Raw genomic sequence first — 13,918 nt, 5'->3', positions numbered from 1 at the left:
AATTTGCACTTAGCTCGCTTTTTGTAGCGGTAAGCCTACATAATTTTCAGCAAGTGTCGTCTGCCCTGCTTCTGATCCTAAAATGTAGCTTAATTCTGCTTGTTTGATTTTATGTTCAAACTCAGTTTCTGTTTCAAAACGATGAAGTAAATGTGTCATCCACCAAGAAAAACGTTCTGCTTTCCAGACACGTTTTAAACAGTTTTCCGAATAGCTATCAATGCCGGCTTCTGAACCATTGTCATAGTATTCAATCAAGGCTTTAGACAAGAATGCGATATCTGATGCAGCAAGATTTAAACCTTTAGCACCTGTTGGCGGCACAATATGCGCTGCATCCCCTGCCAGGAACAATTTCCCAAAACGCATTGGCTCTGTTACAAAGCTACGTAATGGTGCAATACTCTTTTCAATTGAAGGACCTGTGATTAACTTTTCACGGCTTTCAGGATCAAGACGGTTTTTCAACTCTTCCCAGAATTGCTCATCTGACCAGTTTTCAACTTTGTCTGTTAATGGGACCTGTAAATAGTAGCGGCTACGTGTATTTGAACGCATACTGCATAATGCAAAACCACGTTCAGATTGTACATAAATCAACTCATCTGCTATTGGTGGTACATCTGCAAGTACACCCAACCAGCCAAATGGGTACACTTTTTCAAAGGTCTTGATTTTATCTTCAGGAACACTTGCACGGCATACACCATGGTAGCCATCACAACCTGCGATAAAATCACATTGAACTGTGACCTGACGGCCTTTATGTTCAAATGTCACCGAAGGCTGCTCACCATAAAATTCATGAACTTGTACATTACTTGCTTCGTAGAAAGACATTAATTGCGCTTCAATACGTGCTTGCATCAGGTCTTTGGTTACTTCAGTTTGACCATAAACAGTGACCTGCTTACCTCCGGTGAGTTGGGTTAGATCCACACGGTGTTTCTCACCATTGGTTAGAATTTCAATACCGTTATGTGGTAAGCCCTTTTCTCTGAGTTGAGCATCTACACCGGCTTCAGCCAAAAGGTCAACAGATACCTGCTCGAGAATACCAGCACGGATACGGCTTGCTACATACTCAGCACTACGCTGCTCAATTAAAATATGATCAATACCGGCTTTATAGAGTAATTGTCCAAGCAATAATCCTGCTGGACCTGAACCAATAATTGCGACTTTAGTATTTAAAATTTCCATATGCTGACAATTCCTTAATAGCCATCCTTTTTTACAAGCTAAAAAATTTTTATGTTTCTGCCTAGACTTTAGCCTCAATCCCTACCGAAATAGGTGACTTTTGTCCGATGATCGGACAAGATATTTAAGAAAATAACTAATGAGGGATATATAATTGCGCAAGGATTTAATTTTTAGTGAGAATAATAATGAGTCTATTCAATATGATGATTACATTGCAGGTCTAGCAAAAGGTTTAAGTTTGCTAGAATGCTTCGGTATTGAACGTCAAAAGCTCAATGTTACTCAGATTGCTGAACGTACCGGACTAAGCCGTACTGCGGCACGACGCTATGTCCGTACACTCAAATTTCTGGGTTATCTCGATACAGATGAACATTTTTACTGGCTAACCTATAAGGTGCTACGCTTTTCCAGTGCTTATCTCAGTTCTGCATATTTACCGAAAGTTGCCCAGCCCATGCTTAATCTCTTAAGCATAAAAACTGCTTTAAGCTATTCGGTGGCAGTGCTGGATGAGCATGAAGTCGTACCTGTCGCAAAAAGTATTGCTCCCCAAATTGATACCAGCAAACTTAGTCCGCTTGGTGTACATCTGGGGAATCGCCTGCCTGCTTATGCAACATCAACGGGTAAAATATTGCTTTCACGTTTAAGTTTTGAAGCCCAACAGCAATGGCTAGATAAATTCAACCTGAAAAGACTCACTCCTTACACGATTACGGATCCTCAAGTATTTTTAAAAATATTGCAGGAAGTGGGTCAGCTTGATTACTGTATTTCTACAGAAGAACATGAATTAGGAATCATTGCGATGGCCGTACCGATTTTAAATATGCAGGGAGATACTGTAGCTGCACTAAACTGTATAGGCTCAAGCAATCGGATTGATGCCAATTATTTAATACAAAATATCCTTCCATTGCTCAAACAAACTGCTCATGATTTGCGTGCCATACTTTGATGATATTGCATGATTTCTATACTCATTTATGTTTTATATGCTGAGTAATTGATCATGCATATTGTTTTTTACAAAATGAATGCCTGTATTCATACTTTTTAATTCCTAGTATTTCACTTGATTATTCAATGATTTCCTAGGATCTGTGGATCCAATTAATCCATAAAAACGATTAAAACATTTATTTTATGCTTGAATTTGGATCCAATAATGCTACATTTTGCATATCGCAGATTTGCTGATTAAAACTTCAGCAACAAAACATGGACGGGTTTTGGTGCGATGAACATATTAAAAACATTACTAGGATGACACCTAAGGGCTAGGTAGGGCTGATTAAATGAATCAATTATTGATATTCGTTGATAGGTTCATATCCCCGCGATAGGTGTCTAAATCCATGGAGAAAGTAAATGGTTCAGAACCCTCGTGAGGAAATGAATAACAAAACCATGAATAGATATCAGTGGTTTGTTATCGGTATCTGTGTTCTTTTAAATGTCATCGATGGCTTCGATGTGCTGGTGATGGCATTCACTGCATCATCGGTATCAGCTGAATGGGGACTTACAGGTGCGCAATTAGGTGCTTTATTAAGTGCTGGTCTATTTGGTATGGGGGCTGGTTCTTTATTCCTGGCACCTTGGGCAGACAAAATTGGTCGTCGCCCGTTAATCCTGCTTTGTCTACTAATTAGTAGTGTCAGCATGATTGCTGCTTCACTAGTACAGAATGCAACTCAACTCGGTATTATGCGTTTTATTACTGGTCTGGGGATTGGTGGTATTTTAGCGAGCAGTAATGTGATTGCCAGTGAATATGCATCTTTACGCTGGAGAAGCCTGGCAGTAAGTTTGCAGTCCACTGGATATGCAATTGGTGCAACTATTGGTGGTATGATCGCAATTGCTTTGATCAGCCATTTCGGCTGGCGTTCTGTGTTCCTTGCAGGTGGCTTAACGACCATGTTAATGCTGGTGGTAGCATACTTCACTTTACCTGAATCACTTGACTACCTGCTGGTTAAACAGCCAAAAAATGCTTTGGATCGTATTAATCATCTCTGCCAACGTATTGGTTTAACTCGTATTCCTCAGCTTCCTGAAGTTATCCATAATACAGCACAGCCTAAAATAGGAATTGCCAAATTATTCACTGCTGGTCTTGGCTTACAAACTATTTTTCTTTGGTTAAGTTTCTTCTTCGTGATGTTTGGCTTCTACTTCGTAATGAGCTGGACACCAAAAATCTTGACTGCAAATGGCATGACGACTGAACAAGGGGTGACTGCAGGTGTACTGATCAGTGCGGGAGGGATGTTTGGTGCAGCCCTAATTGGTCTCATCAGTGCACGTGTACGTATATTCTATGTGCAAGCTGCCTTCCTGGCATTAACCGCTATTTTAATTCTGCTCTTTGTGAATAGTACTAGCACACTTACCATTGCCTTTATCCTATCTGTTTTTCTGGGCGTATTGTCAAATGGCTGTGTGGCAGGTCTTTATGCTATGTCGCCATCAATTTATGAAGCAGATGTTCGTGCTACCGGTGTAGGTTCTGCAATTGGTTTTGGTCGTATTGGTGGAATTTTATCACCATTGGTTGCTGGTGCATTCTTAGACGGCGGTATTTCTTCCCTTACCCTGTATGGCTATTATGCGGGAGCTTTTGTTCTTGCGATTATGACTGTTCTAAGCCTGTCAAAATTACAAAATAAACACGCAGCTCAACTGAATTTCCAAAGCTCAACTGTAAGTTCATAACACTTTTATCGCTTCATTATGATGAGCTGAACATGAAGTTCAGCTCTATTTAAATATATAGGGACAATATTATGAGATTTTCTGCAATCTTTTTGGGGATACTTTCGCCTGTAGTTTTAGCTCCTGCGTTTGCAAACAGTTTTACTGATGATTCACAGGTCACATTGACAGCACGTAATTTCTATTTTGACCGGGATTATAAGCGCGGAGATGATTTTCCAGCAGCACGTGACTGGGCACAGGGTTTTATCTTAAAGGCAAATTCTGGTTATACGCCAGGGGTGGTCGGATTTGGTGTAGATATTCTAGGCCTGGCAGGTTTTAACTTATTGGGTGATAGTGTCAATGAGTATGCTGCTTCAGGTTTATTACCTGTAGGCAAAGACAGAAAGCGTGCTGACCAATATGGTGAGATCCGTTGGACTGCCAAGGCAAAAGTACAGGACTCGACTTTACATGTAGGGACATTAACACCGATGTTCCCTGTATTATTTTCCAGCCCTGCCCGTCTATTTCAGCAGAACTATCGTGGTGCTCATCTCCAGTTTAATGAAATAGAAAATTTAAAGGTTCACGCCCTTTATACAGACCGTGTCAACCAGCGAGATTCTACTAACTATGAAAAAATTCGAGTAGGTAATCCTAATGGACGATTCAACACTGCTGCGGAATCTTCTGGCCTGCATATGTTAGGGGCTGAATATAAGGTAAATGATCAGATTGCGACACAAATTTTTCATGCAGACTTACATGATGTATATCAACAAAGTTTCTTGGGTCTAAAAACCAAACATGATATTGGCATCGGTAATTTCCTATCTGATTTACGTTTGTTCGTGAGTGAAGATTCAGGTGATGCCCTTGCAGGTGATATCGAGAACCAGCACTTCGGCGGGATCTTCGGTTTGAATCGTAGCAATCACACCTTTAGTCTTGGCTATATGCAATCGTTTGGTGATACTGCCCTACCTACATTAGCAGGGGCTGAGCCTGCAGTATTCCTAGACAGTATGAGTGCTGACTTTACGAATATTAATGAAAAAGTCTACCACGTCCGTTATGACTACGATTTTAAAGACACAGCACTTAATGGTCTTAAATTTATGACCCGTTATAGTAAAGGAGTGGATATTGAAATTAGAAATCTACCGGGCAAAGAATTTGAACAAGATGCACTAGATTTCGATTTAAGCTATCGCATTCCAACAGGTAAGCTTGAAGGCTTAAACCTGCGCGCGCGTTACAGTCATTATCGTAATGATATGCCTGCACAAGGTATGGCTTTCCGCTCCGATAATGAAACCCGTGTAAATATTGATTACACTTGGAAATTTAAGTAAATCATACTTAAATTTGAGGAATAAATGTTTTTGATCGGACATTATTCAAAAGAGTAATGTCCAAACCTAATTTGCTTTTATTAGATCTCTTTCATAAATCAAAAAACGATCTTCTTTTTGGTTAATATTTGCACTCCGGATTTCTTAGCATTCGTGCATAATCTGCGGATGAAATACATCGATTCAAACAAGCTTTCTGATCCTCAGTTCAAGCGATACACAGGCATCTCATGGTCAACTTTCTATTTGATGGTTGATCAATTGCAGAAGCATATCTCTGCCAAAGGCAGACCGCCCAAGTTAAGCCTGGAGGATCAGGTTCTGCTCTGTCTGAGCTATTGGCGGGAATACCGAACCTTATTTCACGTTGCGACGAGTTACGGGGTTTCAGAGCCCACAGCCTCAAGAATTGTCCGTTATGTTGAAGACTGCCTGATTCGGTCCAATCTGTTTAATTTACCCAAAGATTTACCCGAGGGCGAAGGCATTGACTGGAATGTTGTGATCGTGGATGCCACGGAAATTCCAATCCAAAGGCCTAAAAAAACAGAAGAAAAGCTATAGCGGCAAGAAAAAGACCCATACCTTTAAAGTACAGGCCATGATTCACTACAAAACTCAGCAAATTCTGAGTTTATGTACCAGTCGCGGTGCAGTGCATGATTTCGAGTTGTTCAAACGCAATTTAAACCAGATTCCTTTTGGGGCTTTTATTCTTGCAGATAAAGGCTATCAGGGGATTTATGTGTTGTATCCGAATAGCCTGTTGCCATTAAAAGCCAAAAGACACTGTAAATTGGATCCTGAATTGAAAATCTATAATCAAGAAATCAATAAAAGAAGAATCGGAATTGAGCATGTATTTGGCAGCCTGAAAACCTTCAAAATCCTTGCTGAGCGTTATCGAAATAGAGGTAAAAGGCTTGGTTTGAGATTCAATTTAATCGCTGGAATGGCTTTGTTGCACAAAGCTGTTCTTAAGGACTCCTTCGGCAATATAATTTCCAAATGAAGAAGCCTACACACAAAATCTACCGCACAACCAATTGGCCCGTATATAACCGAGCTCTCATTAATCGTGGGAATATTGCCATTTGGTTCGATCCAAAAACACAATGGTATGCAGAACCTCAAGGCAAACAAGGTCGAAGTCAAACCCACTCCGACATAGCGATTCAATGCTGTTTGATGATCAAATCTCTATTTAGACTCACTTTACGCATGGTTACTGGTTTTGTTCAAAGCTTAATTAAACTTTGCGGATTAGATTGGACAGCACCAGACTTCAAGACGCTTTGTAGGGTAATCCTCCCATAAATAACCGAAGTTAAAAGTAGAGGTTAAGCAGCCATTAGAGGTGGCTTTCCTTTGTTAGCTTGATGTGGTCTTTCATGGTTGTAATGCCACAACCAGTTTGTTGCATAATCTTGTACTTCATCCAAAGTATCAAATAAATGCTTGCTCAGCCAACTATAACGTATGGTCCGATTATAGCGTTCAATATACGCATTCTGCTGTGGCTTACCCGGTTGAATATATTCAATACGAATACCGTGCTCAGTAGCCCAGCGCACAAATTCGTGACTGATAAATTCGGGACCATTATCGCATCGGATCACTAACGGTTTTTCTCTCCACTCCAGCAATTGATTCAACGTACGAATAACCCTAATTGTGGGCAATGAGAACCCTGCTTCAATGGCTAGGCCTTCGCGGCGGTAATCATCAATCACATTCAATAATCGAAACTTGCGACCATCGGAAAGCTGATCATGCATAAAATCTAATGACCAAACCTGATTTTCTCGGATTGGTTCTTTCAATGGTTCAGGCGCATGCCGTTTTAGTCTTCTTCTCGGTTTAATACGCAGATTCAGTGCCAACTCACAGTAAATGCGGTAAACCCGCTTGTGATTCCAGCAGCAACTCTCAACATGCCGTAAATACGAGAAGCACAAACCAAAGCCCCAATCGGAATTTTCCTCAGTGAGTTCAATGAGCTGTTCAGCAATGAGTGCATTGTCATCGCTGAGTTTGGCTTGATAGCGGTAGCAGGTTTCACTAATGCCAAATGCTTTACAAGCCAAACGAATACTAATGGCATGCTGGGCAACTGCCTGTTGTGCCATCTTACGCCGGCAAGATGGCTTTACCCTTGCGCAGCAGTGCTGCTCATTGCCATCGCTTCCTGGATGATTTCGGCCTTTAATCGCTCTTCCGCATACATCTTTTTAAGTCTGGTATTTTCGGCTTCTAGCTCTTTCAGTCGAGCCATTAATGATGTATCCATACCACCATATTTGGTACGCCATTTATAAAAGGTAGCATTACTCATGCCGTGTTCACGGCAAAGGGTCGCTACAGGTGTGCCAGATTCAGCCTGTTTCAAGATGGACATGATCTGACTGTCAGTAAATTTAGATGTTTTCATGCAGAATCTCCTGCTCGTATCTTAAGAGAAAATTCTACTTTTAGATCCTATTATTTTTAGGGGGGATTACCCAAGCACGGAGACTGTTACGATAATGCACCGATTGAAAGCTTTTGGGGAATACTGAAAAATGAGTTAGTGCATCATTACAACTATCAAACCAGAGAAGAAGCCAAAGCAGATATTATAAAATACATTGAATTATTTTATAATCATCAAAGAATTCAAAAGGGTTTGGGTTTTAAGACACCAAATCAAATGGCCGAAGACTTTTATAAGTTGGCTGCCTAGAATCTCCCAAGGGAAAGTCTCCTGATAATTCAGCGTATATCACATACAATGGTTTTTCTTACTTAGAAAAAAATATCAACTATCGCAAGATATAAAGCATATGGAGCAAATACTATTGCTAATACAGTCCACCAAAAGCCTTTAGCGACAACAATTCCCCAAATCCATAAAACTATTATTAAAAATTTACAACCTATATTAAAAATTGCACTACCCATATTATTTAATGCCTAATTGTATATAAAATATTAAATTATTTTTAATGGTTACAGTTTTTTACGTTTTCTGAAATTGTTTTATATACCTTTTTATTTTCATCTAAGAAATCAACTTTCATATTTCCGCTTAAAGTTTTCTTAAAAAAATTGGAAAAAAATAACTCTGGAACATCTCTACCAATACCACATAAAAATTGCGAGAAAAATTCATTAGATTTTTGATTTTTGGGGAGAGTTGCATACAGCTGTGAAATGCTATTTACACCGTCTATCGATAGCTTGAAATGTGCGCCTTCTGTATTGATCCAGGCGGTATGAAAAGATACGGCACCTTTTTTGAAGGGATAACGTTGAATGCCTTTTTGGTTCATTCTCCATAAAACCTCCTCAAACTTTTTCAGGTCTGATACTTCGTAATTTTTATTTATTACCCCTTCATAGTACATATCCACGTCAATCTCATAAGTCTCTGAGTATGTGTGTTGGTTAAGGAATACAGTTGTTATAGTTAACAACGTCATACTTAATTTTTTCATAGACATCTCATTTATTTTTTTGCAAAAAATTCAATTGTTTTCTTTCCCATATATGAAAATGAAATTTTAGATCGTCATAGGTACCTTTGAAGAATTCACCTTTTAATGTGATATTACCTATGCTAGATGTCTCGGTAAGAAACATAACGTATATATCGGGCTCTTCCTCAATTTTTTGAATTATAAAACTGATAGGAAATGTTAGGTTTGTTGGAGCACCACTTGGGTAGTAATCACATTTTATAGATGTATAGGGTCTGTTGACACTTACTGTTCATAATTAACCCTATAACGGTAGCCATAAAAATATACAGGCTAAGGCAACAGAACTTTGATAATTTCTTTTGAGCTTGTCATATCGAGTAGCTATTCCTCTAAATTGCTTTAATCTACAAAACATATTTTCAACTAAATGCCTGATTTTATATAAATACCAGTCCATATGGTCATTGTTCGATTGGCTATTCGTTTTCTTTGGTATATTCGCTTTAGTCCCTGTTTTCCTGATCTGTTCACGCAGTGGTTCTGAATCATAGCCTTTATCTGCACATACCACTTTTGTCTCTTTTAAATCTAATGTTGATATTAAATCAGGTGCAACTTTAACATCATGTGTGGTTCCATCGGTAATCATGAAATCAATAGGATTGCCATGTGCATCAACAATCAAATGTATTTTTGAGGAGTTTCCTCCTGCACTTTTAGAAATAGATTGATTCGCTATGCCGGCAGAATGTTGATGAGCACGTACATGAGAGCCATCAATAAAAATCCACTCCATATCGGGGCATGAGGCTAGTAATTTGAATAATCTAAGTAACTTACCGCTGCTTGACCAACGATTAAAACGTTTGAAAATAGAGTTTGAATGACCAAAACAAGAAGGAATATCTCGCCACGGACAACCTGTCCTAATTCTATAGAGAATAGCTTCAATAAAATTGCGTAAATTTGAGTTGTGGTGAATGGATAAATTACGCAGAATAACTTTCAACTTTTGCCAGTGTTGATCTGTCAGCATGGTACGAGGCATAGCGAATAGTAAAATTGGGTTTGGCGATTTGATTTTACTACTTCGCTATTTTTTTAAGCTAAAAGTGTCAACACACCCTAAATATATATTGTATTTCCCTTATATTTAGGTGTATTTCCATAATATGTAACTGGTTGGGTGGTGTTCTAAAAAGTATGCTGACATCAGACATAGCCATAATTGACATAGAAGAATACCAAATCAAACACCTTAAAGTGGTTATCAAACTTCTTTGAGAAGCAGCAGGTCTTTCGAACGGCTCGTCGCAATCGGTGCCTAAGGCGACAGTTATTACCTTCTATGCCTACCGTATGCTGCTTGCCGATTTGTTTCTTGTCAGGCTTGAATGCGGTTATAAAGCTATCCCAGTTATCCATGCTAATAGAACCATAGCTGACTTTCAGTTGTTTAAGACGGGCTCTTAGCTTCTTAGCTGTTTTCAGGTCACGTTTGCCCCAGACATAAGCGACAATCTCATTGGTAGCGCGGTCATAAGCATAAATAAGCCAAACTTTACGCTTTTTGCGATACACGTAAGTCCAAAACTCATCAACCTCTAAGCGTTCATAGTAGCGCTTCTTAGGTACAATCTTGTAAATGGATGAGCCTATGGTGCTAAGCACTTTTCCAATACTAACCTTGGCTATAACGGCTATGTCTCTAACACCACAACCTCGGACAGTCATCAGTCGTATGAGATCTTCTATTCTAGAGTGACAGCCGTTATAAGTTAGGGCATGATCGCCAATAAACTGGCGTTTGCAGTCCTTGCACTGGTAGTTCTGCTTGCCATAGCTTTTTATGCCATTTTTCTTTAAACTGGGACTGTGACAGTCGGGGCAATTGATCTGTATTTGTGTCTTCATAACCTCAAATATATCATCTTGCTTCGGCTGTCACTCTCCTTTATTAACTCAGCATACTTTCTGATACACCACCTATTATTATTATAGAAGCCCCCATGAATAAATCGCTCATCATTTTCGGCATCGTCAACATAACCTCGGACAGTTTCTCCGATGGAGGCCGGTATCTGGCGCCAGACGCAGCCATTGCGCAGGCGCGTAAGCTGATGGCCGAGGGGGCAGATGTGATCGACCTCGGTCCGGCATCCAGCAATCCCGACGCCGCGCCTGTTTCGTCCGACACAGAAATCGCGCGTATCGCGCCGGTGCTGGACGCGCTCAAGGCAGATGGCATTCCCGTCTCGCTCGACAGTTATCAACCCGCGACGCAAGCCTATGCCTTGTCGCGTGGTGTGGCCTATCTCAATGATATTCGCGGTTTTCCAGACGCTGCGTTCTATCCGCAATTGGCGAAATCATCTGCCAAACTCGTCGTTATGCATTCGGTGCAAGACGGGCAGGCAGATCGGCGCGAGGCACCCGCTGGCGACATCATGGATCACATTGCGGCGTTCTTTGACGCGCGCATCGCGGCGCTGACGGGTGCCGGTATCAAACGCAACCGCCTTGTCCTTGATCCCGGCATGGGGTTTTTTCTGGGGGCTGCTCCCGAAACCTCGCTCTCGGTGCTGGCGCGGTTCGATGAATTGCGGCTGCGCTTCGATTTGCCGGTGCTTCTGTCTGTTTCGCGCAAATCCTTTCTGCGCGCGCTCACAGGCCGTGGTCCGGGGGATGTCGGGGCCGCGACACTCGCTGCAGAGCTTGCCGCCGCCGCAGGTGGAGCTGACTTCATCCGCACACACGAGCCGCGCCCCTTGCGCGACGGGCTGGCGGTATTGGCGGCGCTGAAAGAAACCGCAAGAATTCGTTAACTGCACATTCGGGATATTTCTCTATATTCGCGGTTCAGCAGGCATGTCCCCTTTGAGGGCGACCCGACTATGGATACGACGAACTGGACAGCACGTTTTTCAGCAGTGCAGATCGGGCTGCCAGAGATTTGTTTTTTGCAGACAGTCGCCAGCTGATGGAAAAACACGGGAAAAACATCAGAGAGTACCGCATGGACAGAGACGCTGCAGTTGAGCGGATCATGAAAGGATATTATGCCGTAAAGGTAAAAGAGGCTGAGTTAAAACACCTGAAGGAGGAACTTCCGCACATGGCAATTGTTTACAAAGTGAATGATCTGAACGGGAAGATCCATTACCTGATCGGTTATTCGGATTCGCTGGTGGCTGCGGAAGGAAATAAGAAGGTAATTGATGCCATTGTTCTCAATAAAACCGAAACAAAGATTGTTCACGTTAACCGGTTTGGAATAACAGAAGTAAAATGAAAATTTCGTTAATCGTAGCAATGGACAGGGAAGGGGGCATTGGAAAAAACAATGATCTGATGTGGCACCTCCCGGCAGATATGCGCTTTTTCAGAGAAACGACCACCGGAAACATTGTTGTGCTGGGGCGTAAAAATTACGAATCCATTCCCGAACGGTTTCGTCCGCTTCCCAACCGGGAAAATGCCGTGCTTACACGAAATACATCATATGCCGCTCCCGGTTGCCTGCTTTTCCATTCCTTGGAAGAATGCCTGGAGCATTATAAAAATGAAACCGATCGTACCGTATTTATTATCGGTGGCGGAGAAATTTATAAACAGGCACTGAATGTTGTCAGTGAAATGTACATTACTCATGTTGATAAGAGCTATGATGCTGATACGTTTTTCCCACAACTGAATGAATCGGAATGGAAGAAAGAAGAAGTCTGTCAACACCCTGCCGATGAAAAACACGAAGCCGGATTTAAAATAGTGAAGTACACAAAAAACGATTCAGCGATAGATTAATTTTCTGTTGTATCCGGTGTATAAAGCCTGTTTTTTTGAATGAGCAACTTTGCTTTATTCTGTAAACGCATACATTACGATATTTGCTCCCATTTGTAGTGCCTGCCTGCGTTTTTCCTGTGAATTATTATGTACTGCCTGATCTTCCCACCCGTCTCCCAGGTCGGTTTCATAGGTATATAGTAAAACTACTTTTCCGTTTTCGATAATCGCAAATGCCTGTGCCCGCTTATTATCATGCTCGTGAATTTTAGGCAACCCGTTGAATTTGTACTTCTGATTGAAGATCGCATGGTTATAAGGCAGTTCTACCAATTCGTGATTGGGAAACAGCTTTTTAATTTCCACCCGAATAAACTGATCCATCCCGTAATTATCGTCAATGTGAAGGAAACCACCACCCATCAGATAAGTTCTCAGGTTCTCCGCTTCCTGAGCGGAAAAGACCACATTTCCGTGTCCCGTCATGTGAACAAACGGGTACAGGAACAGATCCGGACTTCCGACGTCCACATACGGAACATCCGGAGAAATATTCATGTTCAGCTGCTCATTGCAGAATTTCACTAAATTCGGTACAGAGGTAGGATTGGCGTAATAGTCACCGCCGCCGTTGTATTTCAAAACAGCAAACTGATACGGACGTATAGGAAGAATAAACGCCCTTTTCACCCAAGTCCAACAGCTTTGGACCGCAGTTGACTCTTTCGACACCCCTGCGATGCAACCCAATCCGGCTGACGGGGAGCCAGCAACGCTGAAAATTTACCCTCCTCTTTCCCACTAGCGGCTCCTTTTCCGACAACCAGCACGGCGGATCCCTGCCGCGGCGCTGTGAACGCAGCATTTTGATTGGTATCGTTGGCCTTCAGGCTCGTCAGTCAAACAGACCCAGGAGCAGCTCAGCCGGTGGCGCCCGGCTTTCGGGTAACGCCCTGGTCCCGCTGGTTTCGGCTTTGTGCTTCAGGTGATCAAGGATCTGCTTGATCACTATAGGGTCTTCAATGCAGGCGATGACTTTCATGGCGCCGCCGCAGCCGCTGCAGGTCTCGATGTCGATATTGAAAACACGCTTGAGCCGTTGCGCCCATGTCATCGACGCTCGCCGTTGTGCTGGTGTTGCCGGTTCATCAGCCACCCTGACCTTGTTGCCCCTGCCCCGTTTTGCCGGCGTGACCAACGCCCGGTGCCGACTGTTGGGTGCGAACACCCCGTGGAAGCGGGTTAGGTTGACTCTGGGCTTCGGTACCAGGGCGGCCAGCCTTGCAATGAAATCCAATGGTTCGAAAATGGGTGGTGTATCAGAAAGTATGCTGAGGAGATGAAAGAAGGGTGACAGCCGAAGCAAGATGATATATTTGAGGTTATGAAGACACAAATAGA

15 protein-coding genes and 3 pseudogenes are annotated in these 13,918 nt (G+C 42.0%); 10 read left to right on the top strand and 8 right to left on the bottom strand.

Going from position 1 to position 13,918, the window contains the following annotated elements; genetic code table 11:
• Nucleotides 1-9: 9 nt before the first annotated feature.
• Nucleotides 10-1,203 (bottom strand): 4-hydroxybenzoate 3-monooxygenase, encoded by a 1,194-nt coding sequence (gene pobA, locus NI467_RS11325; protein WP_152342650.1) that lies wholly within the window; start codon nt 1,201-1,203, stop codon nt 10-12.
• A gap of 154 nt (nt 1,204-1,357) precedes the next feature.
• Between pobA and NI467_RS11320 the strand changes: the two genes are divergently transcribed.
• From NI467_RS11320 to NI467_RS11295, 6 genes and pseudogenes are all read left to right on the top strand, one after another.
• On the top strand, nt 1,358-2,167 hold the full coding sequence (locus NI467_RS11320; protein WP_004892333.1) for an IclR family transcriptional regulator C-terminal domain-containing protein: 810 nt from the start codon (nt 1,358-1,360) through the stop codon (nt 2,165-2,167).
• 413 nt (nt 2,168-2,580) lie between these two features.
• On the top strand, nt 2,581-3,930 hold the full coding sequence (locus NI467_RS11315) for an MFS transporter (RefSeq protein WP_253153013.1): 1,350 nt from the start codon (nt 2,581-2,583) through the stop codon (nt 3,928-3,930).
• A 71-nt stretch (nt 3,931-4,001) separates the two neighbouring features.
• Nucleotides 4,002-5,270, top strand: a complete 1,269-nt coding sequence (locus tag NI467_RS11310; RefSeq protein WP_253153011.1) for an OprD family outer membrane porin — start codon at nt 4,002-4,004, stop codon at nt 5,268-5,270.
• Between the two features lie 168 nt (nt 5,271-5,438).
• Nucleotides 5,439-5,834: a transposase family protein gene (locus NI467_RS11305; RefSeq protein WP_253153009.1), complete on the top strand. Its 396-nt coding sequence runs from the start codon at nt 5,439-5,441 to the stop codon at nt 5,832-5,834.
• The gene (locus tag NI467_RS11300) at nt 5,782-6,282 is read left to right on the top strand and encodes a transposase family protein (protein WP_253153007.1); all 501 of its coding nucleotides are present in this window, start codon (nt 5,782-5,784) and stop codon (nt 6,280-6,282) included. Before NI467_RS11305 ends, NI467_RS11300 begins: the two co-directional genes overlap by 53 nt.
• A pseudogene (locus tag NI467_RS11295) lies at nt 6,279-6,572 on the top strand (transposase); the annotation flags it as partial. The gene NI467_RS11300 and the pseudogene NI467_RS11295, both read left to right, overlap by 4 nt.
• Before the next feature lie 38 nt (nt 6,573-6,610).
• On the opposite strand, the pseudogene NI467_RS11290 reads toward NI467_RS11295, so the two are convergent.
• Nucleotides 6,611-7,701, bottom strand: a pseudogene (locus tag NI467_RS11290) (IS3 family transposase).
• 60 nt (nt 7,702-7,761) lie between these two features.
• Between NI467_RS11290 and NI467_RS11285 the strand changes: the two are divergent.
• Nucleotides 7,762-7,992, top strand: a pseudogene (locus tag NI467_RS11285) (IS3 family transposase); the annotation flags it as partial.
• Nucleotides 7,993-8,054: 62 nt separating this feature from the next.
• On the opposite strand, the gene NI467_RS11280 reads toward NI467_RS11285, so the two are convergent.
• The 4 genes from NI467_RS11280 to NI467_RS11265 all read right to left on the bottom strand — a co-directional run bounded on the left by NI467_RS11280 (nt 8,055) and on the right by NI467_RS11265 (nt 10,645).
• Nucleotides 8,055-8,210 (bottom strand): hypothetical protein, encoded by a 156-nt coding sequence (locus NI467_RS11280; protein WP_168526714.1) that lies wholly within the window; start codon nt 8,208-8,210, stop codon nt 8,055-8,057.
• Between the two features lie 41 nt (nt 8,211-8,251).
• Nucleotides 8,252-8,746 carry a hypothetical protein gene (locus NI467_RS11275; protein WP_253152996.1) on the bottom strand — a complete coding sequence of 165 codons (495 nt, stop codon included), beginning with the start codon at nt 8,744-8,746 and terminating at the stop codon, nt 8,252-8,254.
• A 286-nt stretch (nt 8,747-9,032) separates the two neighbouring features.
• Nucleotides 9,033-9,779: an IS5-like element ISAba31 family transposase gene (locus NI467_RS11270; RefSeq protein ID WP_004787171.1), complete on the bottom strand. Its 747-nt coding sequence runs from the start codon at nt 9,777-9,779 to the stop codon at nt 9,033-9,035.
• Between the two features lie 164 nt (nt 9,780-9,943).
• The gene (locus NI467_RS11265) at nt 9,944-10,645 is read right to left on the bottom strand and encodes an IS1 family transposase (RefSeq protein ID WP_150923125.1); all 702 of its coding nucleotides are present in this window, start codon (nt 10,643-10,645) and stop codon (nt 9,944-9,946) included.
• A 95-nt stretch (nt 10,646-10,740) separates the two neighbouring features.
• Here NI467_RS11265 and sul2 point away from each other — a divergent pair, with 95 nt between their 5' ends.
• From sul2 to NI467_RS11250, 3 genes are all read left to right on the top strand, one after another.
• Entirely contained in the window at nt 10,741-11,556 is an 816-nt protein-coding gene (sul2, locus tag NI467_RS11260) for a sulfonamide-resistant dihydropteroate synthase Sul2 (protein ID WP_001043260.1), read from the top strand.
• Between the two features lie 128 nt (nt 11,557-11,684).
• Nucleotides 11,685-12,023 carry a hypothetical protein gene (locus tag NI467_RS11255; RefSeq protein ID WP_253152994.1) on the top strand — a complete coding sequence of 113 codons (339 nt, stop codon included), beginning with the start codon at nt 11,685-11,687 and terminating at the stop codon, nt 12,021-12,023.
• Nucleotides 12,020-12,535 carry a dihydrofolate reductase gene (locus NI467_RS11250; RefSeq protein ID WP_066570481.1) on the top strand — a complete coding sequence of 172 codons (516 nt, stop codon included), beginning with the start codon at nt 12,020-12,022 and terminating at the stop codon, nt 12,533-12,535. The genes NI467_RS11255 and NI467_RS11250 overlap by 4 nt, the downstream gene beginning before the upstream one ends.
• Nucleotides 12,536-12,589: 54 nt before the next feature.
• Here NI467_RS11250 and NI467_RS11245 read toward each other — a convergent pair whose 3' ends face one another.
• Together NI467_RS11245 and NI467_RS11240 are read right to left on the bottom strand one after the other, a co-directional pair.
• Nucleotides 12,590-13,249 carry a DUF4159 domain-containing protein gene (locus tag NI467_RS11245; RefSeq protein ID WP_253152992.1) on the bottom strand — a complete coding sequence of 220 codons (660 nt, stop codon included), beginning with the start codon at nt 13,247-13,249 and terminating at the stop codon, nt 12,590-12,592.
• A gap of 163 nt (nt 13,250-13,412) precedes the next feature.
• Nucleotides 13,413-13,918: transposase (locus tag NI467_RS11240; protein ID WP_253152990.1), on the bottom strand; the 506-nt coding region annotated here is incomplete at its 5' end.

The organism is Acinetobacter sp. S4397-1 (assembly GCF_024129285.1).
In the GTDB taxonomy this organism is placed as follows: Bacteria; Pseudomonadota; Gammaproteobacteria; order Pseudomonadales; family Moraxellaceae; genus Acinetobacter; species Acinetobacter lwoffii_C.
The sequence above is the reverse complement of the archived record's forward strand: the minus strand, read 5'-3'. Positions and strand labels throughout refer to the sequence as shown.

Excerpts from the sequence above, each read along its gene's own strand:
- pobA (WP_152342650.1), bottom strand. The coding sequence starts at position 1,203 with ATGGAAATTTTAAATACTAAAGTCGCAATTATTGGTTCAGGTCCAGCA.
- NI467_RS11265 (WP_150923125.1), bottom strand. The coding sequence starts at position 10,645 with ATGAAGACACAAATACAGATCAATTGCCCCGACTGTCACAGTCCCAGT.
- NI467_RS11300 (WP_253153007.1), top strand. The coding sequence starts at position 5,782 with ATGCCACGGAAATTCCAATCCAAAGGCCTAAAAAAACAGAAGAAAAGC.
- NI467_RS11270 (WP_004787171.1), bottom strand. The coding sequence starts at position 9,779 with ATGCCTCGTACCATGCTGACAGATCAACACTGGCAAAAGTTGAAAGTT.
- NI467_RS11315 (WP_253153013.1), top strand. The coding sequence starts at position 2,581 with ATGGTTCAGAACCCTCGTGAGGAAATGAATAACAAAACCATGAATAGA.
- NI467_RS11305 (WP_253153009.1), top strand. The coding sequence starts at position 5,439 with ATGAAATACATCGATTCAAACAAGCTTTCTGATCCTCAGTTCAAGCGA.
- NI467_RS11310 (WP_253153011.1), top strand. The coding sequence starts at position 4,002 with ATGAGATTTTCTGCAATCTTTTTGGGGATACTTTCGCCTGTAGTTTTA.
- sul2 (WP_001043260.1), top strand. The coding sequence starts at position 10,741 with ATGAATAAATCGCTCATCATTTTCGGCATCGTCAACATAACCTCGGAC.
- NI467_RS11250 (WP_066570481.1), top strand. The coding sequence starts at position 12,020 with ATGAAAATTTCGTTAATCGTAGCAATGGACAGGGAAGGGGGCATTGGA.
- NI467_RS11280 (WP_168526714.1), bottom strand. The coding sequence starts at position 8,210 with ATGGGTAGTGCAATTTTTAATATAGGTTGTAAATTTTTAATAATAGTT.
- NI467_RS11275 (WP_253152996.1), bottom strand. The coding sequence starts at position 8,746 with ATGAAAAAATTAAGTATGACGTTGTTAACTATAACAACTGTATTCCTT.